Below are 24,484 nucleotides of genomic sequence, written 5' to 3'. Positions count from 1 at the left end.
AACTCCATTCTTTTTAGTACTTTAACCGAAATTTTTAGTTGTGGTAAAAACGGAATTCAGCATAAAAGATCTTGAAAATCTATCGAGCGTAAAGGCGCACACCATACGCATTTGGGAGAAACGATATCACTTATTAGAACCAGATCGCACGGATACCAACATTCGGAAGTACGATCTTGAAAGTTTAAAAAAACTTCTTAACATCACCTATTTATATAAAGCAGGTTATAAAATTTCAAAACTTGCGGGAATGACTCCGGCTCAAATACAATCCTTGATTAAAGAGGATATGGAAATCCACGCCGCTACCTATGGCCTTGAAATGTTCAAATCGGCCATGTTAGAATTTGACGGACAGAAATTTGATGAAACCCTGAAAAATTTGTTAGAAAAAAAGAGCTACAGCGATGTATATTCAAAAATTTTCGTACCGCTACTGAATAAAACAGGTGTACTCTGGCACATAGGCTCCATAGACCCTTCTCACGAACATTTTATTTCTGAAAAAATAAAACACAGCTTAATTCTTGAAACTGCCAAGTTAAAAAAACAAATTGTAGAAAAAGATTTTCCTATTTTTATTCTTTACCTCCCTTCCTCCGAAATTCACGAAATTAGCCTTCTCTACGCCCATTACGAACTAGTTTCTAACGGATTTCCAACACTTTACCTCGGTCCAAACATTCCTATTGAAAGCCTGAAACACGTACAAAAACAAATGCCTAATGCGGTGTTTGTGAGTTACTTTACAATACAACCTGAAACAGAAAATTTGAAATCGTATATCGATAGCTTCCAAGAACAAGTAGGGTCAAAAAATGAACTGTGGATCTTAGGAAATAGAGTACGCACTTTTGAAACGAAACATAAAAACATAAAGTTATTTGAGGCGATTGACCATTTTAAAAATCACCTTAAAAAGTCATTCTAACGTGTTGAAAATGAATTTAACTTAAAATTAAATCTATTCAGTTTTCATTTTTGTTTAAATAAATTGTATTTTTGTTAAACAATATGAAAAAAGACATTGCTGTTATTGGTTCTGGTTTCTCAGCTTTGGCTGCTTCTTGCTATTTGGCACAAGCTGGTCACGATGTAACCATTTATGAGAAAAATGAAGCAATTGGCGGTCGCGCGCGTCAATTAAAGAAAGATGAGTTTACTTTCGACTTAGGGCCTACGTGGTATTGGATGCCAGATGTTTTTGAAAAATTCTTTTCAGACTTCAATAAAAAACCATCAGATTATTATTCCTTACTAAAGTTAAATCCAGCATATAGGGTCTATTTTGGCGATAACGATTATATCACTATTGCCGATACTTTAGAAAAAATATGTATCGCTTTTGAAACTGAAGAGCCTGGAAGTTCTGTGAAACTAAAAAAGTTTATTGCCAAAGCTCAAGACAATTATAATATTGCCATTAAAGATTTGGTCTATCGTCCTGGAGTTTCCCCAATGGAGCTAATTACCGTGGAGACTGCGAAAAAAATCACTCAATTTTTCAGCACTATAAGTAAAGAAGTACGTTCTGAATTTACCAACCCAAGATTGATTTCAATTTTAGAATTTCCAGTGTTATTTTTAGGCGCCAAACCGTCGCGAACTCCAGCATTTTATAACTTTATGAACTACGCCGATTTTGGATTGGGAACTTTTCATCCACAAAATGGAATGTTTTCGGTTGTAGATGGAATTGCTAGTCTCGCTAAAGAATTGGGAGTTAAAATTAAGACAAGCCAACACGTAGAAAAAATTGTAGTTGAAGAGCGTAAGGCAACTGGTTTAGTAATAAATGGTGATGAGATTAAGACAGATATCGTTTTAAGTGGTGCAGATTATCATCATACCGAAACTTTATTGCCATCATCGTTACGACAATATTCAGAAAAGTACTGGAATAAAAAAACATTGGCGCCCTCTGCCCTACTATTCTATGTAGGCTTTGACAAACCTATAGATAACGTAGCTCATCACACTCTTTTTTTCGACGTTGATTTTGAGGCGCATTCCAAAGCTATTTACGATAGTCCTGAATGGCCTAAAGAACCATTGTTCTATGCAAGTTTTCCTTCCAAAACGGAAGACTGTTTTGCTCCTAAAGGAAAAGAAGCAGGTATATTCTTGATTCCGTTAGCCCCAGACCTAAATGATATTCCAGAACTCAGGGAAGAATATTTTGAAGAAATTATAACTCGTTTAGAAAAAGTAACCGGGCAAACTGTAAAAAAACACGTTATATTTAAAGAATCCTTTTGCATCAATGATTTTATTTCTGAATACAATAGTTATAAAGGGAATGCCTATGGTTTGGCAAATACGTTATTGCAAACTGCATTTTTAAGACCAAAATTAAAGAGTGGAAAAGTAAAAAACTTATTCTTTACAGGACAGCTCACTGTGCCAGGGCCAGGAGTTCCACCAGCTTTAATATCTGGAAAATTAGCCGCAGGATTGATTGATAAGAACAACACAAAGTGAAAGAAATATTCGACATACTATCAGACGAGTGCTCTAAAAAGACGACTCAGGCTTACAGCACTTCCTTTTCTTTGGCAACGAAGATGTTGGGACCATCTATACGTCAAGATATTTACAACATTTACGGATTTGTTCGTTTTGCCGATGAAATAGTCGATTCATTTCATAAATACAACAAGGAAAAGCTTTTCGAGTGTTTTGAAAGAGACTTACAGCTTGCTTTAGATGACAGAATAAGCTTAAACCCTATTTTAAATTCGTTTCAGAATACCGTTCATAAGTACAATATCGACAGGGAGTTAATCCAAACTTTTATGAGTAGCATGCGGCAGGATCTCACCAAAAGCGTTTACACTACTGTAGAAGAATTTAACGATTATATTTATGGCTCGGCAGATGTTGTTGGCTTGATGTGCCTTCAGGTTTTTGTGAAAGGTAATTCCGAAAAATACGATGAACTGAAAAACGCTGCCACGAATTTGGGTTCTGCTTTCCAGAAAGTGAATTTTTTACGCGATATAAAAGAAGACGAGGAAATTTTAAGTCGAACTTATTTTCCAAATATCGACCTAAACACCTTAGATGAAATCTCAAAAGAAAAAATCATTTTAGAAATTGAAGATAATTTTAAAAAAGGATATCTAGGAATTCTGAAGTTACCACACGAAGCAAGATTGGGAGTCTTTGTGGCCTATAAATACTATCGAAGGTTATTAAAAAAATTACAAAAAACTCCTGCAGCCGAAATAAGAAACTCAAGAATTAGAGTTCCGAATATTGAAAAAATCGGACTTTTGACCGGCAGCTATCTGAAATATCAATTAAATTTGGTGAAGTGAGGTCTTTGATACATTCCGATTGCATCGGAATACTCAGAAACATTATAAATGAACAAAAAATAATACTATTAGTTTAATCAACGAATAAAATAAAGAGGCTCTATCTTATTTTGAGTGGGTAAAAGTAAGTGATTTATACCAACAATGTCACCTCGAGCCCGCGCCTGTCTGCCGACAAAGGTAGGCTCGACCAGACACAGTACAGACAATTTTCATTACCCACTATATTCAAAATCGAGTCAAAAAAGATGGCGGAGAAATACCATCCCGATAATAAATTGCATCGGGATTGTACCAAAGCCTTAACAACTATAATAAAATGTCTACCCTAATTTGGATTTTAATATTTGTAACAACCTTTTCGCTTATGGAATTCATGGCGTGGTTTACCCATAAATACATTATGCATGGCTTTCTATGGTCGCTACACAAAGATCACCACAAAAAAGACCACAACAGTTGGTGGGAGCGAAATGATTATTTCTTCCTCTTTTATGCTTTAGTGAGCATCGGTTGTTTTATTGGATGGAGCTATTTTGAATTTTGGGCGGGATTGCCTATCGGATTGGGTATCTTCGCATACGGATTGGCTTATTTTTTCGTTCACGATATTTTTATACACCAGCGCTTTAAGCTATTCCGAAATGCTAATAATAGATATGCTCGCGGCATTAGAAGAGCACATAAAATGCATCATAAACACTTGGGAAAAGACAAAGGCGAATGTTTCGGAATGTTGCTTCCCCCTTTGAAATATTTCAAAAAATAAATCATGTGGCATCTTTACTTTATATTGGACTTGGCTTCGCTAAGCATTCCATTTTTGTTCAGTTTTCACCCAAAACTTCAATTTTATAAGCTCTGGAAATATTTCTTTCCGGCAACATTGCTTATGATGGCGTTTTTTGTAACGTGGGATGTCATTTTTACTCATAATGGATTCTGGGGATTTAATGAAGCATATCTTTCTGGAATACGATTGGGGAATTTACCCATTGAAGAATGGCTGTTTTTTATTTGTATTCCTTACGCCTGCTTATTCACTGTATATTCGTTTAAAAATTTACTTCCAAAGTTTAAACTTTCAGAAAAAGCCACGTCAATCATTTATTTTAGTTTACAAACCATACTGATTTTGGTGTTATTGTATAATTATAACCGTTGGTACACCGCCGTAAATTTTGGATATGCAGTAATTCTATTGGCCTGGATTTTTAATAATGAACGCGATTTGTTAAAAGAGTTTCTACCAGTTTTCGCCATACTTTTAATTCCTTTTTTTATTGTAAACGGTTTTCTTACCGGAAGTTGGATAGACGAACAAGTTGTATGGTACAACGATGCTGAAAATCTTGGAATTCGAATCGGTACTGTTCCTATTGAAGATAGTATTTACGCACTTACAATGCTTTTGACTGTGTTTTTATTAATGGAAAAGCTTAAATCTTGGAACAGTAAAAGAATTCAGGACTAGTGAAATTTTTCTTCTGAAAAAATCGGCAAATAAACAGTTTTAATAAATAATATCCAATAGCTTACACTCGTATTACACATTGTTTTTCGCACTATTTTTGTATAAAAAATAGGCAATGATACATCCAAAAACAGAACTAAAACTTATAAGCGAAGAAATTGGTTATGGTGTTGTAGCAAAGGAATTTATTCCCGCTGGTACTATTACGTGGGTTTTAGATGAATTGGATAGGGAATTTACTCCTGACCAAGTTAAAAAGTTACAACCAATATATCAACAAGTATTAGAAACTTACAGCTACCGAAACAATAAGGGAAACTTAGTGCTATGCTGGGATTATGGACGTTTTGTAAACCACAGTTTTAAAAGCAACTGTCTTTCTACAGCTTACGATTTCGAAATTGCAATACGTGATATCCAAGCAGGAGAAGAGCTAACCGACGATTATGGATACTTAAATGTAACCGAGCCTTTTAAAGGTATAAATGAAGGAACGCGAAGAAAAACAGTTTACCCAGACGATTTGTTGAAGCACTATAAAACTTGGGACAAAAAATTAATTCAAAACTTCCCGAAAATTATTGAAGTAGCGCAACCTTTACACGTATTATTTACTCCAGATCGTTGGAACGAAATTGAAGAAATTGCAAAGGGCAAAAAAGAAATGGAATCTATTAAAACAAACTATTATCCAAGCTAAATTTATTCAGCTATAAGTCGATCTAATAAGCTTCTTATTTTTTTGCTATTCCAATCTGCCACTCCTGTTTCATTTACCACGATTTCCCCTGATTTTGACAAAACATAAGTTGTTGGCAATACACTTGACTGCATCTGCTCTGGAGCTTCAAAAAATTGTAAAAATACGGGAAGGGAGTAGTTGTGTTTTTCTAAAAACCTATTCACCTTATCAGGCTTCTCTGAAGTAACAAAATAAAAGTCTACGTTTGAACCATAAGCGTCGTATAGTTTCTGAAATGAAGGCATTTCTGCAACACAAGGTGGACACCAGGTAGCCCAAAAATTTACGACAACAACTTTGCCTTGAGATTGTGAAAAATTGATTTCTTCTGAATTCAAGGACACAAGTGACCAATTGTAATCCTGAAGTGTTTCTCGTTTTTCTTCCGAAGTTTCTGATGGAGAAAAAGAAATAAGGCGTTGTACAAAAACCTGAATAGGCATCCGTGTTTGGGGGATTATCATTAAAACAACTAACACCCCAAAGAGAATATTACTCCAATGCTTTTTAAAAAATTTCTCCATAATTTATATAAATAAAAAAACCTCACAGGTCTCGGAGAGCTGTGAGGTTTAGATCCTATTAAAATATTTTAAGCGTTTTGCTTTTTAATTAAGTTTAAAGCGGAACCTTCGTGATACCATTTAATCTGAGCATCATTATAGGTATGGTTTGCTTTAATAGTGTCTTTACTACCATCAGCGTGGACGATCTCAATTGTTAACGGCTTGTTTGGTGCAAAGTCAGCTATATCAACAAAGTTGAAAGTATCATCTTCTTGGATTAAATCGTAATCTGCTTCATTAGCAAATGTTAACCCTAACATTCCTTGTTTTTTCAAGTTTGTTTCGTGAATTCTTGCAAACGATTTCACTAAAACAGCAGCTACACCTAAAAATCTAGGCTGCATTGCAGCGTGTTCCCTAGAAGAACCTTCACCGTAATTATGGTCACCAACAACAATGGTTTTTATACCATTAGCCTTGTATTCTCTTTGAACGTTTGGAACTCCGCCATACTCTCCAGTGAGTTGATTTTTAACAAAATTTGTTTGCTTATTGAAAGCGTTCACAGCACCAATTAAGGTGTTGTTTGCAATATTATCTAAGTGCCCTCTGTAACGCAACCAAGGACCAGCCATAGAAATATGGTCTGTTGTACATTTTCCGAATGCTTTAATCAACAACTTCACTCCTTGTAATTCCGAGTCTTTAATCGGCACAAAAGGCTCTAATAACTGAAGACGCTCGCTATCTGGAGCAACTTTAACTTCCACAGCGCTTCCGTCTGCCGTAGGTGCTAAATATCCGTTATCATCAACGGCAAAACCTTTTGGAGGCAATTCAAGCCCAACTGGTTCGTCAAGTTTTACTTCTTGGCCATCTTCGTTAATAAGTGTGTCGTTCATCGGGTCAAAGTCCAAACGACCTGAAATTGCAATTGCTGCAACCATTTCTGGTGAACCTACGAATGCGTGGGTGTTTGGGTTACCATCGGCACGTTTTGAAAAGTTTCTGTTAAAGGAATGTACAATTGTATTCTTCTCATCTCCTTTTCTATCACTTCTGTCCCATTGTCCAATACAAGGTCCACAAGCGTTTGTAAATATTGTAGCGCCAAGATTTTCAAAAACATCTAAAAGTCCGTCGCGTTCAGCAGTAAAACGAATTTGTTCTGAACCTGGATTAATTCCGAAGTCACTTTTCGACTTTAAATTTTTATCAATTGCTTGTTGTGCGATAGAAGCCGCTCTAGACAAATCTTCGTAAGACGAGTTTGTACAAGAACCTATCAAGCCCCAATCAACTTTAAGAGGCCAGTCATTTTTTCTAGCTTTTTCGCCTAAATCACCAACTTCAGTTGCTAAATCTGGTGTAAACGGCCCATTTAAGTGTGGGCGAAGTGTTGATAAATCGATTTCAATTACTTGGTCGAAATATTTTTCTGGATTTTCATATACTTCATCATCTCCAGTTAAGTATTCACGGATTTTATTTGCTTCGTCAGCAATTTCGTGTCTATCGGTAGCTCTTAAAAAGCGTTCCATAGAATCGTCATATCCAAAGGTTGAGGTGGTTGCCCCAATTTCGGCTCCCATATTACAAATGGTTCCTTTTCCTGTGCAAGAAAGGTTTTTTGCTCCAGGTCCAAAATATTCAACGATAGCTCCTGTTCCTCCTTTTACTGTAAGGATTCCAGCCACTTTCAAGATAACATCTTTAGACGCTGTCCAGCCATTCAATTTACCAGTTAATTTCACACCGATTAGCTTCGGAAATTTTAATTCCCAAGGCATACCCGCCATTACATCAACCGCATCTGCACCTCCTACTCCAATGGCCACCATTCCTAATCCACCAGCATTTACAGTATGACTATCGGTACCAATCATCATTCCTCCTGGGAAAGCGTAGTTTTCAAGAACTACTTGGTGGATAATTCCAGCCCCTGGTCTCCAAAATCCTATTCCGTATTTATTTGAAACAGATTCTAGGAAGTCAAAAACCTCATTACTCGTTTCATTGGCACGCATTAAGTCTTTCGCAGCGCCTTGTTTTGCCTGAATTAAGTGATCGCAGTGAACTGTAGTTGGAACAGCAACTGTCTTTTTTCCTGCTTGCATAAACTGAAGCAAGGCCATTTGAGCTGTTGCATCCTGACAAGCGATACGATCGGGAGCAAAGTCGACATAATCCTTTCCGCGTTCAAACGATTTATTAGGAGTTCCGTCCCACAGGTGAGAATAAAGTATTTTTTCTGAAAGAGTTAAGGGCTTTCCAACTAGCTCGCGTGCCTTATCCACACGCTCAGCCATTTGAGAATACACCTCTTTAATCATGTCTATATCAAATGCCATATAATGTAAGTTTTTAAGATTTTTGAAAGTTCTGCAAAAATACAAAATTTTGATATAATTCAAAAGTATTTAACAGAAGGACTCTTTGACTGCGATATATTTATTAAATAATCAATTAAGCTAATATTTAATAAACAAACCATAAGAAGAAGCTGTTTAAAATATGAAATTCACAATTCAGATTTATAGAATTTCTTGATAGAATCTATTTAGAAGTTAACTACTTACCCAACACTATTCACGATTGAATAAAAATGAAGAAAAGAATTGAATTGAATTGAATTGGCAGTTATAAAACGACATAGTTAAAACAGACTCTGAATAATTTTTTCAATACTCAGCCCTTCTGCTTCAGCTTTGTAATTTTTAATCAAACGGTGTCGTAATATTCCGATTGCTGTTTTTTGAACATCCTCGATGTCTGGAGAGAATTTTCCATTAAGCACTGCGTTGGTTTTGGCAGCTAAAATCAGGTTTTGAGAAGCTCTTGGCCCGGCTCCCCAATCGACATAGTTTTTAACAATTTCAGGCGCTGTAGGACTGTTTGGTCGTGTTTTCCCCACAAGACCTACCGCATATTCAATAACATTGTCTGCTACTGGAATGCGTCTAATTAACTGCTGAAAGCCAATAATTTCTTCACTATTAAATAAAGGAGTTACTTTTTCATTTGTTCCAGCCGTTGTCATTTTTACAACTTCAACTTCTTCTAAAAATGTAGGATAGTCTAAGTTAATGGCAAACATAAATCTGTCCAACTGCGCTTCGGGCAACGGATAAGTTCCTTCCTGCTCGATGGGGTTTTGCGTAGCCAGCACAAAATATGGTAAGTCTAATTTATAGTGATGCCCAGAGACAGTAATCGATCGCTCTTGCATAGCTTCAAGTAATGCTGCTTGGGTTTTAGGTGGCGTACGGTTAATCTCATCTGCAAGAATAATGTTTGCGAAAATGGGTCCTTTAATAAATTTAAACTCTCTGTTTTTATCGAGAATTTCAGAACCTAAAATATCACTTGGCATTAAGTCAGGAGTAAACTGAATTCTTTTAAATTCTAATCCTAACGCCTGCGCCACAGTGTTTACCAATAGTGTTTTTGCAAGACCAGGAACCCCAATTAAAAGGGCGTGACCCCCGGAAAATATAGCTAGTAAAACCTGCTCTACTACCTCATCTTGGCCAACGATAACCTTTTTTATCTCGGTTCGAAGTGCATTATATTTGGAAACAAGTTGCGAAACCGCTGTTACGTCTGACATATCTTTAATTTCAATATTATTTTTTCAACCAATTTGCAGCAAAATCACAATCTTGATAATCGTCATTAACGTGAACATAAGTTTTTACGATGACCTCATCCTGCCACTTATTAATTTCTTTAATTTGTTTTTCGCGAAGAGCAAGTTGTTTAATACGTTCGTAATCTTCAACATAATCGGCGTTGTGTTCAGGGTAACGTCTTGTTACAGTGTAAATTTTCAGCAATCCTTTACCCGTACGGTCTCGATCGGTAATAACTTTAGAAACATCTCCTTCTTTTAGGTTATACACTTGTGCACTAAAGGTCGGGTCCATTTTGGTTAGATCAAACTTAGTATCAAACGTAAGTGGATTCACAATTTGACCTCCATTATTTCTAGTTTCTTTGTCTTCGGAGTATTTTCGTGCTGCTTCAGCAAAAGTAATTTCGCCTGCAACAATTTGTTTTCTAATATCTTCAATTTTGTTTTGAGCTGCTTCTATTGCTTCTTGTGAAACTTCTGGAAATGCAAGAATGTGTCGAACATCTACTTCTTGCCCTCTAATTTTTTCAACGTAAAGTATGTGCCAGCCAAAATCTGTTTCAAAAGGCTCACTTACTTCTCCTTCTAAAAGAGAAAAAGTCTGATCCATAAATTCCTTGGCAAGAGGGGAATCGCGCTTAATTCCAGTAATGAGACCTCCTTTACTTGCGGTACCAGGATCTTTAGAATACAGCACAGCTTTGGTTGAAAAGCTTGCCCCATTGTCTATAATGTCTGCTCTCATTTCATTTAATTTGGCAACGGCATCGTCTATTGCTTTTTGCGAAATTTCTGGTTCAATTACAATTTGCGCGACCTCAATTTCGGCTCCAAAAACGGGACGTTCATCTTCTGGTATGGAATAGAAAAAACTACGAACCTCTTCTGGCGTAACCTCCATTTTATCTATAATTTTTTGCTGCATCTTCGTAGCCAACGCATTGATTTTATTGGCATCATAAAGCTCTTGTCGAAGATCGGCAATATTGTCTTTTCGGTAATATTGTGCTACTTTCTCTTCACTTCCCAACTCACTAGCCATATATTGAAGTTGCTGATCTGTTCGTGAATTAATTTCAGCTTCTGAAACCATCAAGCTATCTTGTTTTGCTTGGTGTGCATATAGTTTGTCTTCCATTAGTTTTCCTAAAAGTCGACAACGAGAAATACCTTCTACTGAAATTCCCTGAGATTGCATTTCAAGATATCCTTTATCTATATCGGAATCGAGTATAACGTATTCGCCAACCACTGCGTTAATCCCCTCAGCTTTAAAGCGCTCAAAAGGTTTTAAGGTGTCGTTAGCAACGTTTTTTGCAGGAACCGTAATAGCATCACTGCTCTTTACTACTCCGGTACTATCAGGAACTACTACATTCTGTGCCTGTAAAATACAGGTGGATAGAAGTAGTAACAGGGAAAATTTATTCATTGTTGTAAATTTCAAATTTATTGTGTTCAATGGCATCTCTTGTAATATCTGTTTCAAGTTTTCTAATAAGTTCAAGCTTTCGCTTATTGAGTATTATCTGTCTCAAAGTAGGCTTAATATAAGAAAGAGGCGCAATTTCATTTTGGTTTAGGATATCTTCAATTTTCACCAAATATACTCCTATTGAATCTTGCAATTGTGTGAAATTTGATTTCTTTAACACTTCATCTTTTGCTGATCTCAATATGGGAATCGTCTCAAATAGAACTTCCTTTTTAATCCAAACAGAATCGTTCAAATTTGAGGATGCAAATTGCAGATTGCGATCACTAAGAAACTCTTTATCTTTTTGGTCGTAACGCACAAACTTTTCTTTTATAGTCTCAAAGCCTTCATAGCTCTTCGGCAGCTGAACAAACCTCATTTTAAGAAGCATATAGTTCAGCTTAAAGTTCTCTTTATTTTCTTGGTAATAGCTTTCAAATTCACTTTCGGTAATTGTGCTATCCAATTGTTGCCCAACTATTACATTTTTATATGCACCTGTAAGTAAGTCGTTTTTGTATTCTTCGACCAACTTGTCAAACCTTCCTAATTTATCGCTGGTAAGGTTGATTTTGGCCTGACCTATCAATAATTTTTGAGTAGCCCAGCGCGTAATATAATTGTTGACGATAAGTGTACTATCCTCTGGCGTTGTGTTTTCTGAAATTAAAGCTTGAATATCGGATACATATAAGTAATCATCGTGTACTCGAGCAACTATTCCCTCTTTCGGTTCTTGTTCAAAATACCCACAAGACGACACCAATAGGCTCGCTACCGCTATGTAAAGCCACGTTAATCTCACTTCAATCTTCTTTTCAACTTTCTAAGTGTTTTGCTATTTACTTCAACCTTATACTTGGCGTGAAGCTCATTCATCCACGTAGTTTCTAATTCATTTTGGTAATTACTAATAACCCTTCCTTTAACATCTTCAAGATCTTTGATGCTCTCAGGAAGTATTTCTTTAACGTTTACCACTGTAAATGAATCATTACTTGGATAAACAGAAGAAACGCCTTTTTTGATATCAAGATTCTCTGGAAGTTCTTTTTCGCCTATTTCAAACACACCTTGAGTAAGCAATACGTTTACCGACCCGTCTGGGTTAAGTTCTGTTTTAATATCTTCAGGAGCCATTCCTTCTTGAATCATTTTTTGAACGCGCTGCGCATAAATTTGTGATGTAGCTGAAAAAATATCAACATCTAATCTTTTTTTCCATCGGTAATTTTCCTTGCTTTTATTATAGAAGTTCTGTAACCCGATTGTATCATTTTTGGCCTTACTCCAAATGTTTTTATCCATTACATCAAAAATGAGTAGACCGTCACGGTATTCACCTAAAATAGCGGCATATTCTTCATTTTCAATTTCTAATTGGTCTCTAAAGTACTCTTTTAATTCATTTGTTTCAAGCTCATCGTACATTCCAATTAGCAGCTTCTCTTTGTCTTTAAAAGGCATTGTTGTTCCTTGTCTTTCTTCTATATAGGAAGCGAAGTCTGAATACTTAACAGCTTTATTTCCAATGGTAAAAAGTGTTTTGTTTTGTGCAGCGGCAATAGGCTCTTTTTTCCATTTTCTTGAAAGTACACTATCTGTTACATAGGTATCGAAAAAAGGTAAATAACTTTCTACTTTTTTAAAACCGTATATTTCTTTTATTTTGTTGTTAACCGCATTTATAACAACTTTACCACGATCTCCTTGTTTTACTTTTTTCTCTAACTGAACTCTTTGTTCTTCAAAGGTTGGATCTGCTACAATTTCATCTAGGCGAATAATATGCCATCCAAAATCTGTTTTTACAGGCTCACTAATGTCTCCTATATTCTTCAATTGATATGCTACTTCTTCAAATTCTGGGGCGCGAAGTTCTCCTTTAGTAAATGGTTTTAAAGCCCCTCCTTTTACTCCTGAGTTTTTATCGTCTGAATATTCTTTAGCGAGGTTCTCGAAAGATTGTCCTTGCTTTAACATTGTAGAAATTTCGTTAATACGCTCTTTAGGATCAAACGTTTTAGCGCCTTTTTTATCCGAAATCATAATATGCGAAACTGCTACTTTTGGAAGTCTTTCGCGACGGTCGTTCACTTTAATTATATGATATCCGAAGTTCGTGCGTACAATTTCAGAAACTGCACCTACTTTTGTGTTGTAGGCTGCGGTTTCAAATGGATAGACCATATTGAAAACAGAAAAATATCCCAATTTACCACCAGAACTTTTTGCATTAGGCTCTTCTGAGTTTTCTTTTGCTAATTGTTCAAAATCGGCTCCATTTTTTAAAGCTTTTTCACGAATAGACTTAATTTTATTATATGCCGCAAGGGTATCTTGTGGCGTAGCTTCATAACTCACCTTAATCAAAATGTGATTGGCGTTAATTTCTTCTTTACCCCTATCGTATGCTTCTTTTGCTAAGTCTTCTGTGAATTTATTTTCGAAGAGATAATTGCGTGAAAGTTGATCACGGTACTTGGTGAGCTCTGCTTTATACACTTCACCCTCGTCGAGACCTTGGGCCTTTGCTTCAAATATTTTTAATTTATAATCTATGAAGAGTTGTAAGTAGCCATCAATATCCTTTTGGGATTCATCTTGAACCAACTCAAGGTTTTTCTCATAGACTCTTTTAAACTCATTGGCATAAACGGGTGTACCGTCTATCGTTAACAAAACATCTTTCTTGTTTTGGGAAAAAATTGTGGTTCCACCAAGGAATACCAAGAACAATACAGTAAGAAAATTTTTCATTTTTACTAAAATATTAATTTTAAAGATTCCACAAGCGCCCTTATATGGCTTTGGCGCACAAAGTTGCAAAAATAGCAAAAGCAACGTAACTCATGCCCGAAAAATAAACGAATATAATTTAAAATGATTGTCCTTAGAATCGCATAAATAACAGCTACAATAATGAGTGAATAAACTCACCTCAGACATTTACTTACTTCAGACTATTTCAGTAATAAATTAGATTGTTTAGAAGAATGTTTCTATCCAACCTATTTTTGTATTTCAATAAAAATCAACCGTGATTTATTACCTAAAAAAATGTGTAATTACGACAGCAGTAGTTTCACAATGTATTTCTGAATTCCGTACTTTGCAATATGCTAAACAACTAAATAAAAAGGTTTCTTTTCGATACGACCTAATTTCAAAAACAAAGCACTATGACTGAAAGAATAAAATTTATATGGGATTTTCATGGCCCCAATGGCAAGCCTACAGCTGAGCATCACGTGAAGCATTTAGGAGAATTTATAACCATTAAACAACTTGACAACATTCCGCTTGGCGTGGAGCAAATTAGTTCGACACACCACATTGCTTATATGGCAGTTGAAAAAGAAATGGTTGATGATCTAAGAGCAATTTTAAAACCCAACCGAGGTCAACACTATAAAGAATAACGGTGATAATAAATAGATCTAAGCAAATATGCTATAAATCTTACTTCAAACCTCAATAGTGCCTATTTAAAAAACTTAGCGATTTGAACCTATTCCGAAGTTTGTTCTCGATCAACATCTTCCGCACCTCCTCATTTTCAATATTTATAGTAACTTTGCGCACTAATTTTATTAAACCTACAATTATGAGATTTCTAAAAATCGCCATTTTTTTCATAAGCCTTTCTGCATTTTCACAAGGAAAAGTAGGAGCTGTTGATATTGACTACATACTTTCCAACATGCCCGAAATGACTTCTGTGCAATCACAATTAGAAGCCTATGGAGCACAAATGGATCTTGACCTTAACAAAAAGATTGACAAATACAGATCTCTAGCTGAAGCGTACCAAGCAGAAGAAAAAGAACTGACAATTGCACAAAAGAAGGAAAAACAATCTGCGTTGATAGAAATTGAAAATGATATCCAGAAATTTCAGCAAAATGGAGCTAAATTAATGGAAATAAAACAACAAGAATTCCTGCAGCCGCTCTACAGTAAAATTGCAGCTGCCTTAGACAAGGTGGCAAAGGCACAAGGTTTTACACAAGTAATGCAAGTTACCGCAGATGTTGTCTATCTAGACCCAAATTACGACCTTACGACCTCAATTATTGCAGAATTAGGTATTACTATTGAGGAAAAAGTGGAAGGTGAAGAATAAACCCATCTCAACTTTATTTTAAGAAACAGAACGTGAAGTGCACAATGCTTCACGTTTTGTTTTTTCAGGGACAAAATCAATGTGCTAAAACACCTGCCTAAAACTAAAGAATGAATATTTCAATGATTTTATAATTATTACATTTCAATTGTACGATATAAATTAATGGTCCATTCCCTCCATAATAACAACCTAGAAACAGCAATTCAAATACATTCGCTTTTTCAATTATAGTATGCTGTTGAAGCCAAGACTTTAGAGTCAACAGATTTTCCACCACTTATAAGACCTATTGAAAATTATTTAGAAAGCGAGAATGATTTTTTTGGATACTTTGAAAATGGCGAATTAGCAGGAGTTATAGAGGCTAATCACGATGATAGCCATACCGCTATAAATAGCTTGGTGGTGCACCCCCTGTTTTTTAGACGTGGAATAGCGAAAACGTTATTACTTTTCGTTTTCAATAAATTTAATTCCGACCTTTTTACTGTTGAAACTGGCATCAATAATAAACCAGCGACTGAGTTATATAAAAAGCTCGGTTTCGTTGAAATTAAACAATGGAATACCGAATTAGGAATTAAAAAAGTGTTGTTTGAAAAACGAGGGGAAAATTAAACTAACACAGTTCAAAAAAAGAACGACACCAATTGCTTAATCGATATCGTTCGTTATAATCTTAAAGTTAAAATCTGGCAAAAGAAATGCCTTTCACCCTACCTATCTACTGTAATTAGGAGCTTCTTTAGTTATGGTTACATCATGAGGATGGCTTTCTGCAATTCCTGAAGAGGTTATTTTAACAAACTTTCCATTTTCTTTTAGGCTTTCAATATCTTTAGCGCCGCAGTATCCCATACCAGCTCTCAATCCACCGATGAACTGTGTCATACTCTCCAATAAATCTCCTTTATACGGAACACGTCCAACGATTCCTTCGGGAACAAGTTTTTTTATATCGTCTTCTACGTCTTGGAAATAACGATCTTTACTTCCTTGCTTCATTGCCTCTACAGACCCCATTCCTCTATACGATTTGTATTTTCTGCCTTCATAGATTATCGTTTCGCCTGGCGACTCTTTAGTTCCTGCAAGTAATGACCCTAGCATTACGCAGTCTGCACCAGCTGCAAGGGCTTTAGGGATGTCGCCAGTATATCGAATCCCACCATCGGCAATCACTGGAACTCCGCTGCCTTTAATTGCCGCAGCAACTTCCAAAACAGCTGAAAACTGAGGAAAACCAACACCAGCAACCACTCGTGTAGTACATATAGAACCTGGCCCAATCCCAACTTTTACGGCATCGGCACCAGCATCGACCAAATATTTTGCAGCTTCTGGAGTAGCAATATTTCCTACCACCACATCCAATTCTGGGAATCTTTCTTTCACACGCTTCAACACCTCTACCACGCCTTTTGTATGACCGTGAGCGGTGTCGATTATAACTGCATCAATTTGTGCATTTACCAGAGCTTCGGCTCTCTCCATTACATCTGGAGTAACCCCCAAGGCAGCAGCTACGCGAAGACGCCCAAACTGATCTTTATTGGCACTAGGTTTTTGAGTGAGCTTTGTAATATCCCTAAATGTGATAAGGCCGAGGAGTGATCCGTCGTCTGTTACCACAGGAAGTTTTTCAATTTTATGTTTCTGAAGAATTATTTCCGCCTCTTTTAAAGAAGTTCCTTGAGCAACAGTAATAAGGTTTTTGGAAGTCATAACCTCGCTTAGCTCGTGGTTCAAATCACGTTCAAAACGAAGATCACGGTTAGTAACGATTCCTATTAACTTTCCTGAATCATCAATAATTGGTATTCCGCCGATGCTGTACTCCCGCATTGTCTTTTGAGCATCGCCAACTGTATTGTGCTTTTGAAGCGTAACTGGGTCAATAATCATCCCACTTTCGGCACGTTTTACCTTTCTAACTTCAGCCGCCTGCTGTTCAATAGTCATGTTCTTGTGTAGAACTCCAATTCCACCTTCTCTTGCAATAGCAATAGCCATAGCACTTTCGGTAACAGTGTCCATTGCTGCGGAAACAATAGGTACATTAAGCGTTATATTGCGTGAAAATTTAGTAGCGATAGAAACTTCGCGAGGCAGTACTTCGGAATAAGCGGGAACTAAAAGGACATCGTCGTAAGTAAGTCCTTCTCCTAAAATTTTATTTTGATGTTCGTTCATGGCAATTAAATTAACTTCCGAGGCACAAAGTTGAAGATGAGTAAAGTCGGAATGTGTTTATGGATTAATTGCGTGCAAATATACAGGAATTAATTCAGAAATATATACTCCGAATTCAGTTTTATACTGCAAGGTTTTCAATACGTCCTGCAAGATTTCAAAAAACTTGTAGGTATAACGATATGCCAAAATCATGATGATTTCCTAAACCTCAATAGCCCTTGTGGAATTTAATTGAGAATTTTGAATTATCGAGCACGGTTTCAAAAACCTTGTCTAAATAAAACTAGACCTACAAAGAGCCCCGCTCAAAAGCGGGGAACACCTTGTAGGTCTAAAAGCTAAAACTTCATCTGCAAGGTCGCATACCAAGTTCGTGGTTGGCTTGGCAAAATTCCTGGTCCCGGGTATCCCGTCGCTCTTCGTGTAAAATAACTCGTATCCAACACGTTGTTTAAGCCGCTTTCGATTTTAAAATGACCAATCGTATAGGATACCGAGAGATCCATAATTCCATAAGCAGGTATTTCGCCGATAATGCCACTCTGACTTTCAAAATCACGCTCGCTATTGGTTGCGTCTGTAAATTGTTTACTTAGATAAGTATACTGAAGGCTTCCCAAAAAATCTTTATAACCAAAACCAAGTCCTGTTTTCAGGTTTACGGCTGGAATGAATTCTACCTTTTTTCCCTTCACATTCGTTTCTTCTGAAGAAGTGTACTCGCTATTTGTAAGCGCTAGGTTTGCGAAATAGTTCAATCTAAAACTTCTATCAATAGAAAAAGTCTCTAAAATATTCCAATCTACAAAGCTTTCGAAGCCATACGTAATAGCGTCGCCAATATTACCACGAAAACGTTCTTCTTGAATATCGCTTACTTCTCGAACAATCACACCTAATCGATCTTTATAACTCAGGAAAAAAGCACCAACATCATACGAAACATATTTTCCAAATCGACCTCGAGCTCCAATATCAAATGTATATCCTTCTTCATCCGAAATATCTGGATCAACAACCAATGAGGGGTTTGTTATTCGAATATCATTAAAGGTTACTGATCGGTAATTCTGGCTTAAGTTTCCGTAAAGCTCGGTTTGTTTTGTGGGTTTATAGCTTACACCAACGCCCAACAGCACAAATGCTCGTTCAAATTCACGATTATCGGGAATGTCCTCATTTAAGATCGGGTTTCCAGCAATGTCAAAATTAATTTTTTTGTACTCACCTTCACTTTGAGTCTTTATATATTCAAATCGAAAACCGGGTGTAACAGAAAACTTAGATGAAAGATTAAAAATGTTTTCACCAAAGGCTGCGAAATTTAAATTTGGAAATGTAAAATCACTCTGACGCTCGTAATTAGGATATGTGGAGGAAGCAAAATTAAAATTTGCGTCCATTCCATTGGTTCCTGGACCTTGACGCTCATCATTATTTGACTGGTAATATTTCCCTCCAAAAAGAACTATATTCTCTTTTCCTAAAAAGTCATAACGCGTTAAAATTCGTGCTTCGGCGCCCCAGTTATTGAAGTTTCCTGAAATTAACTCGCGTGGTTTCTCTAAATCGTCTACTTGTGAAACACGATTTTCCCTAAACCCAACTGTTTTTCGGCTGGCATCTAAAGCGAATACGTTTAGGCTAAAATCTGTTCTTTCTGAAAAACTATGATCAAAACGCAATGAATATAATTTCCAATTTACTTCAAACCAGTTGCGTGTGCGGTTGCTGAAAGTTGGATCTTCTTCAAATTGCCTGTCTGTTAAGCCTCCAGGCTGTTGTGCCAAATAATGAAGGTAACTCATTTCAAAAGTGAGCTTAGTCTTTTCAGAAAACGCATAGTCTAAGTGTGCAAAGGCGTTATGCGAATCGAATTGCGAATTAGGACGGAAATCATCGCCCGTTTTAAAATTATAATAAGTGTAATATCCCAATTTCCCTGCCGTTCCGCTAAAACTATTGAAGCTATTAAACAAGTTGAAGGAACCCAACGATTGCCGGGAAACCCATTCAAACTTCTTATCTGGATTTGGTTTTTTAAGAACAAAGTTGATCAACCCTCCAAATTGGGTTCCGTACTGAAGCGAAGCCGCACCACGAACCACTTCAATCTCGCTTAATGCATCGGCTGGCGGGGTGTAATAACTCTCTGGATAGCCCAAGACATCAGCAGAAATATCATACCCATTTTGACGTGTATTGAAATTGGCTGTCCTATTTGGGTTTAGACCTCTTCCGCCAATATTAAGTTGTAGACCACCATCATTGTTTTCGTAAATATTCAACCCTACAACCTGAGCGTAAATCTGTCGCGCATTGTTGGTTGCGGTATTGGAAGTGAGGTTATCAATCACTACTACTTCACTCTTTTTCCCAGCGTAAATGGCGGTTCCCTCTACTTGTTTTAAACTGCGTAAGGCAAAAACCTCTTCCTTCCTTCTCTTTATAACAACTTCGGAAAGCTGTTCGCCCAAGGGTTCTAATTCAAAATTTACAATTGTGTTTTGAGAAACAGTAATCGACTCCTTCAAAACCTTGTATTCCATATCAAATACAGCAAATTCGTAGGTTCCGGCAGGCACGTTATCGAATTGAAAACTTCCTTCGGTATCGGTAATTGTCGATTTCCCTAAATCGAGATTGTAAACTTCAGCATTTTGAATAGGCAGATTATTGGCTTTATAAAGCACTTTTCCCGAGACGGAAAACTGCGCGAAAAGAGGAATAGTAATAAATAAGAAGAAAACAGTGAGAAAAAGATTTCTGCTAAGATGAAAAACTTCATTCGGAATAATATCGTGGTTCCAAACCACAAAGGTTTTAAAAACCCTTGGGGTCTTCTTTGAGTGTCCCCAGACCTCACAGGTTTGAAAAACCAGTGAGGTCTCAACTGAAACCTGTGAGGTCTTTCGCAATATATTGGTTTTAAATTCTATCATTTTCAGTCGGATGACCTTTTTTTATAATCCTTTAATCTCATCGTTAAACGGCAGTATCCAATCTTTTCGGCAAAAGGACTCATTTTTCTTCAATAAATCAACTTTTGGGTCAATAAAAGGTTGACTTAATCGTCCGTTTAAGGCTACATAACTTTCAACAAACACGCTTACATTTTCATGACCTTGCTTTTTGAAATGATTTCCTAAGTAATGTGCATATTCCAAAATAAAATCGGGTTGAAAGCTCATTTGTTTCTCTTGAAAAGAAGTCAAAAAATCATCGTTATCAACAACAAACTGCTCCTCTGTTTCTGTGTTTTTTATCGTGAATTGTGCATACCCGGCTTTTTCCATCAACATAACGCGCCACGAAAATCGAAATCCTTCTTCCGTCCAAAACAATTCATTTGGATACAATAAATAGCGCCAAGGTAACAGTAGCTGAACAGCAAAAAAGATTGCAACAATTGGAAGCGTAAAGTTTCTTTTAAAGCGAAAACTTTTTTCATTGGCCATAGAAATAACCTTTGAATAATTAATCCGAAATATTCTTGAAATAAATCCGAGAATTCGATGATGTACTCCTGCGTCAAAAAAGATTAGCGCACTGACAATCATGATAAAAGGGAACATTCCTATTGGAAATAAAACCCTGGTTAGCACGTGAAAAATAACAACCAAGGCAAACGCAAACCAACGTGTTGGTTTATAAAGCAATAGAAATGGAATAATTAAATCGTAAGTAGCGCCACTCCAGCTAAACGCATAATGAATCCACTCTTGTTGCAGTAAATCTCCCAATATTGGCAAATCGTATTTTGAAGGAAGCCAAATTTTTAACGGCATTGCTTTAAAAAGCCAATCACTGTTTAATTTTGCCAAACCTGCGTGAATATAAACTAGTCCCAAAAGAAACTTGATGCTATCCACCGTCCATCTTGGAATTCTTAAAAATGCTTTGGATGGATTTTTATAAGCATCTAGCGAGAAAAAGGCATTTGCAGGAAGAAATACCATTAAAAACCCAACACAGCTTATAAAGTAATAGTGATTGAGATAGGTAGTTTTATCCATCAACTCAATATAGGTGAAGCTTAAAAAGAAAACAATAATCGCCAATCGGTATTTATAGCCTAAAGCCACAAAAAGAGAGGCTATTCCACAAATAATAAAAATGAGATAGGTGTAATCGCCAAGCGGTTGAACCCATTCAAAGCCGTAGTAACTGAAAAAGAATTTGGGTTCGATATAAAGTTTGTAAACCCAACCATTGAGCATAAACCGAATGATGCTAACCAACATCATCAACCCAAAAAACACACGAAAGACCGCAAGAGGTGCGGCCGATGTGCTTTTATTCAAATATTTTGAAAACGTTGGAAACATAGCTCCTAAACAACGGTATTGGTTATTAGATTGGTTCTCAGCATTAAAACATTAAAAAATGTTCCAATAAATTGCTAATCCCCATCTGCATCAACATAGTTGATTGAAATATTTAGGGCTTGAACCATATCTACTTTCATCAAAACTACATTTCGCTGTAGCTCATCAAAAGTTTGCAGCATTTTTGTGTTATCTGTTGCTATTTGTTCTACAAAATTAGGATTGAGTTCATTTGCTTTGTTGTGGGCAACTGTAAATTGCCCATCAATTAAGGCACTCAAATTTTCCCCATTTTTAATCGTGTTTAAATAATCGAGATAGGTTTTAAAGCTCGGCCCATTTGTGTTGCCATCAAATTTCTTCCCATTAAAAAAATTATGGGTCGCTGTAATCGACTCTAACAAAAGTTTTTTAGAAATATCTTCTTTATAAAATGCTTCCACTTTTTCTGGTAAAACCCCGTTAGAATATACTCCGGCTGGAATTCCAATTTTTCCTGCACGTAGGGACTTTTCATAATAGAAAATGTAGGCATTTGTAAACTTATCTACTGCTCCAGAAGCTGAAGAAGCGGTATTGGAAACAAACACATCGCGATAGCCAGCAGTCCAACTAGTCAATACTTCAGCACTTAAAGATGAAATGGTTGAAGCAAGGGTGTTTACGTAATTTTTATACCCTTCGGCATTAGTGTGTGAAGTATAAAATGAAATAATTTCATAATCATTGGTTGCCAATCCATTTATCATATAATCTAATGCTGGAAAGCCCTGAGCATCGATTGTTGAAGGCAAGTCAAGATTATACTCTCCAGTGGATATAAAACCTTCAATTTGAGCGGTATCGGTAGGATAAATATTAACTCTGTTTCTGAATCTTAGCTCTTCTGCTTTCCCTATTTCGAACATAGAAACGTGTTGAAATGAAACATAAGCGCTTTCCCAAGTGTTTCGAAGTTCTTGAAGCTTTTCGACCGTCGGATTTGTAGAAAATTCGCTGGTTTTAGTTTTTAAATCGGCTGCCTTAGCATTAAAGCTCGTATAAGCTGGTATAATAATATTGTCTGCCCAGTTGGCAAGCATGGCACCACGATCAAAATTATCATCAGCACTTTCTGGATTGTCGCTGCTGTTAGAACAGGAAGCAAGAATTAGCGCGAGTGAAAAAACGATGGTACTCAATTTTAAATATTTCATTTTGCTAGGTTTAAAAATCAAAAAAATCCAACCGAAAGGTGAAATCACGATTCGGTTGGTAAATAACTAAGGCTATTATTAAATGCTTGCTGCCTGCGCAACAGTAAAGTCGAATTTTGCTGCTACAGCTTCAGAAATCGATTCTAAGGTTTCTGGTGTAATTCCCCAAAAGCCATTATCTGCTGGATTGATTAACTGGGCTAACAACGCATCTACTTCAGATCGTGTAAATAGTGGCGTATTGGTTTCAGGATTTCGTGTAAAACGTAAACTATAGACAAATCCGTATGCTTCAGACAAAGCGTGAAATGCGCCTTGTACATTTCCGTTTTCAATTTTGTTTTTACCATTTTGTAAATAGAAAATGCCACGAACTGCAATTACTTTTGAAACATTTTTCTGAATTATTGCAATTTGCGAATCACGAACCTCGTAATTTTTGGCAGCAATAGCAGTACGTCCAAGCTTAAAGGCATCGAAAATATCAGTTGCAATTGATGAGAAATCAGGATCTTTACTAACCTGTCCTACATATTCATTCAAGAAAGCATCGTCTTCTCCTATTGTTAAGTTTGGATTTGTTGGGTCTTGAGAGTTACCATATAAATAGCCATAAGCTTCATCCCACTTATGTTCCATAGTAGTGTACGCTTTGCCTTCTTCTGTAATGTTATTGTCATTATTTATTCTATTGCTTCCTTCATCTAATATCGCATAGCTTAAATAATGGTTAAGCATTTGATCTGTCATTAAGGCTCCCAATAGACTTTTAGCGAAAGCTTGATTGTACTCTAGACCATATTGGTTTACGTAACGCGTTTTATCACCATCGGCAACTTGACCTGCAACGCCAGGAGAGGCAACCACCATTTTATTAGGAAAAACTTCATTTACTTGTGAAGAAATAAAGCCTTCTAAAGTTGCTTTAATGATTGTACTTTCTGAAGCATTTGCCGAGAAATAATCTTTAGAGGCCGCTGTTTTGCTTCGAAGACTTTTATCGGATGCATTTAATTCTGAATCGCTGAAATCATTATTTCCAGCTTCGTGCGCATACATAGCTAATAAGGAATTTTCGGTAGCATTGTCAAAATCCATAAGAGCAGACTTTAACTCACCCGCCATTTTAATTCGCGTAGTTTGACCTCCAAAAGAAACAGTAGATTCACCTCCACGCTTAAATGTATAGGTTGCTGGAGGAACGACCGTGTTATCGTCAGGATTAACAGAATCATCCGAAGAACAAGAAGTAAAGACTAGTGCACTAATTATGGACGCACTAAAGAAGAAATTTTTCATTAGAGTTTATTTAGACTTAATTTAAATAGATTGGTTTTACGCTTGCAAAAGTAAGATTGAAAAATCTAACTCACAAGCTTATTTAGAATAAATAAAGATAATATTTAAAGTTTTTTCAATCAGATAAGAAGTCATAAACACCTATAAACACTAGAAGTAAACAGTGTTTTCTGAAAATATAGA

At 36.4% G+C, this 24,484-nt stretch carries 20 protein-coding genes; 9 read left to right on the top strand and 11 right to left on the bottom strand.

The features are described from left to right. Positions 1–40: 40 nt before the first annotated feature. From BLW28_RS10275 to BLW28_RS10250, 6 genes are all read left to right on the top strand, one after another. Positions 41–931 (top strand): MerR family transcriptional regulator, encoded by an 891-nt coding sequence (locus BLW28_RS10275; protein WP_073218949.1) that lies wholly within the window; start codon positions 41–43, stop codon positions 929–931. An 83-nt stretch (positions 932–1,014) separates the two neighbouring features. Beyond that, entirely contained in the window at positions 1,015–2,481 is a 1,467-nt protein-coding gene (locus BLW28_RS10270; protein WP_073218952.1) for a phytoene desaturase family protein, read from the top strand. Continuing rightward, positions 2,478–3,320 carry a phytoene/squalene synthase family protein gene (locus tag BLW28_RS10265; protein ID WP_073218956.1) on the top strand — a complete coding sequence of 281 codons (843 nt, stop codon included), beginning with the start codon at positions 2,478–2,480 and terminating at the stop codon, positions 3,318–3,320. Before BLW28_RS10270 ends, BLW28_RS10265 begins: the two co-directional genes overlap by 4 nt. Before the next feature lie 319 nt (positions 3,321–3,639). Further along, entirely contained in the window at positions 3,640–4,089 is a 450-nt protein-coding gene (locus BLW28_RS10260) for a sterol desaturase family protein (RefSeq protein WP_073218959.1), read from the top strand. A gap of 3 nt (positions 4,090–4,092) precedes the next feature. Further along, a complete protein-coding gene (locus BLW28_RS10255; RefSeq protein ID WP_073218962.1) occupies positions 4,093–4,794 on the top strand; it encodes a lycopene cyclase domain-containing protein in 702 nt (233 codons plus the stop codon). A gap of 115 nt (positions 4,795–4,909) precedes the next feature. Continuing rightward, positions 4,910–5,494 (top strand): SET domain-containing protein, encoded by a 585-nt coding sequence (locus BLW28_RS10250; RefSeq protein WP_073218965.1) that lies wholly within the window; start codon positions 4,910–4,912, stop codon positions 5,492–5,494. 2 nt (positions 5,495–5,496) lie between these two features. On the opposite strand, the gene BLW28_RS10245 is transcribed toward BLW28_RS10250, so the two are convergent. From BLW28_RS10245 to BLW28_RS10220, 6 genes are all read right to left on the bottom strand, one after another. Next, positions 5,497–6,060, bottom strand: coding sequence for a TlpA family protein disulfide reductase (locus tag BLW28_RS10245; protein WP_073218968.1), 564 nt, complete (start codon positions 6,058–6,060; stop codon positions 5,497–5,499). 68 nt (positions 6,061–6,128) lie between these two features. Next, entirely contained in the window at positions 6,129–8,393 is a 2,265-nt protein-coding gene (locus BLW28_RS10240) for an aconitate hydratase (RefSeq protein WP_073218971.1), read from the bottom strand. Between the two features lie 305 nt (positions 8,394–8,698). Then, on the bottom strand, positions 8,699–9,652 hold the full coding sequence (locus BLW28_RS10235) for an AAA family ATPase (protein WP_073218974.1): 954 nt from the start codon (positions 9,650–9,652) through the stop codon (positions 8,699–8,701). A gap of 16 nt (positions 9,653–9,668) precedes the next feature. After that, complete coding sequence (locus tag BLW28_RS10230; protein ID WP_234946477.1) at positions 9,669–11,108, bottom strand: peptidylprolyl isomerase; 1,440 nt, start codon at positions 11,106–11,108, stop codon at positions 9,669–9,671. Then, complete coding sequence (locus BLW28_RS10225; protein ID WP_073218980.1) at positions 11,101–11,958, bottom strand: peptidylprolyl isomerase; 858 nt, start codon at positions 11,956–11,958, stop codon at positions 11,101–11,103. The genes BLW28_RS10230 and BLW28_RS10225 overlap by 8 nt, the downstream gene beginning before the upstream one ends. Continuing rightward, positions 11,955–13,913 (bottom strand): peptidylprolyl isomerase, encoded by a 1,959-nt coding sequence (locus tag BLW28_RS10220; protein WP_073219058.1) that lies wholly within the window; start codon positions 13,911–13,913, stop codon positions 11,955–11,957. The genes BLW28_RS10225 and BLW28_RS10220 overlap by 4 nt, the downstream gene beginning before the upstream one ends. Positions 13,914–14,335: 422 nt before the next feature. Here BLW28_RS10220 and BLW28_RS10215 point away from each other — a divergent pair, with 422 nt between their 5' ends. The 3 genes from BLW28_RS10215 to BLW28_RS10205 all read left to right on the top strand — a co-directional run bounded on the left by BLW28_RS10215 (position 14,336) and on the right by BLW28_RS10205 (position 15,900). Further along, positions 14,336–14,575: a hypothetical protein gene (locus BLW28_RS10215; protein WP_073218982.1), complete on the top strand. Its 240-nt coding sequence runs from the start codon at positions 14,336–14,338 to the stop codon at positions 14,573–14,575. Positions 14,576–14,760: 185 nt separating this feature from the next. Further along, a complete protein-coding gene (locus tag BLW28_RS10210) occupies positions 14,761–15,279 on the top strand; it encodes an OmpH/Skp family outer membrane protein (RefSeq protein ID WP_073218984.1) in 519 nt (172 codons plus the stop codon). Positions 15,280–15,561: 282 nt separating this feature from the next. Next, positions 15,562–15,900 (top strand): GNAT family N-acetyltransferase, encoded by a 339-nt coding sequence (locus BLW28_RS10205; protein ID WP_317042284.1) that lies wholly within the window; start codon positions 15,562–15,564, stop codon positions 15,898–15,900. Between the two features lie 102 nt (positions 15,901–16,002). Here the strand turns inward: BLW28_RS10205 and guaB are convergent, their stop codons facing one another. The 5 genes from guaB to BLW28_RS10180 form a co-directional block, all read right to left on the bottom strand. Next, a complete protein-coding gene (gene guaB / locus BLW28_RS10200) occupies positions 16,003–17,475 on the bottom strand; it encodes an IMP dehydrogenase (protein WP_073218987.1) in 1,473 nt (490 codons plus the stop codon). A gap of 341 nt (positions 17,476–17,816) precedes the next feature. Beyond that, entirely contained in the window at positions 17,817–20,420 is a 2,604-nt protein-coding gene (locus tag BLW28_RS10195) for a TonB-dependent receptor (RefSeq protein WP_083540724.1), read from the bottom strand. Between the two features lie 21 nt (positions 20,421–20,441). Beyond that, positions 20,442–21,806, bottom strand: coding sequence for an HTTM domain-containing protein (locus tag BLW28_RS10190; RefSeq protein WP_073218989.1), 1,365 nt, complete (start codon positions 21,804–21,806; stop codon positions 20,442–20,444). 74 nt (positions 21,807–21,880) lie between these two features. After that, positions 21,881–23,002: an imelysin family protein gene (locus BLW28_RS10185; RefSeq protein WP_073218992.1), complete on the bottom strand. Its 1,122-nt coding sequence runs from the start codon at positions 23,000–23,002 to the stop codon at positions 21,881–21,883. Positions 23,003–23,080: 78 nt separating this feature from the next. Then, positions 23,081–24,301 (bottom strand): DUF4856 domain-containing protein, encoded by a 1,221-nt coding sequence (locus BLW28_RS10180; protein WP_073218995.1) that lies wholly within the window; start codon positions 24,299–24,301, stop codon positions 23,081–23,083. Between the last annotated feature and the right edge of the window lie 183 nt (positions 24,302–24,484).

Source organism: Aequorivita viscosa (assembly GCF_900106795.1).
Lineage (GTDB): Bacteria > Bacteroidota > Bacteroidia > Flavobacteriales > Flavobacteriaceae > Aequorivita > Aequorivita viscosa.
The sequence above is the reverse complement of the archived record's forward strand: the minus strand, read 5'-3'. Positions and strand labels throughout refer to the sequence as shown.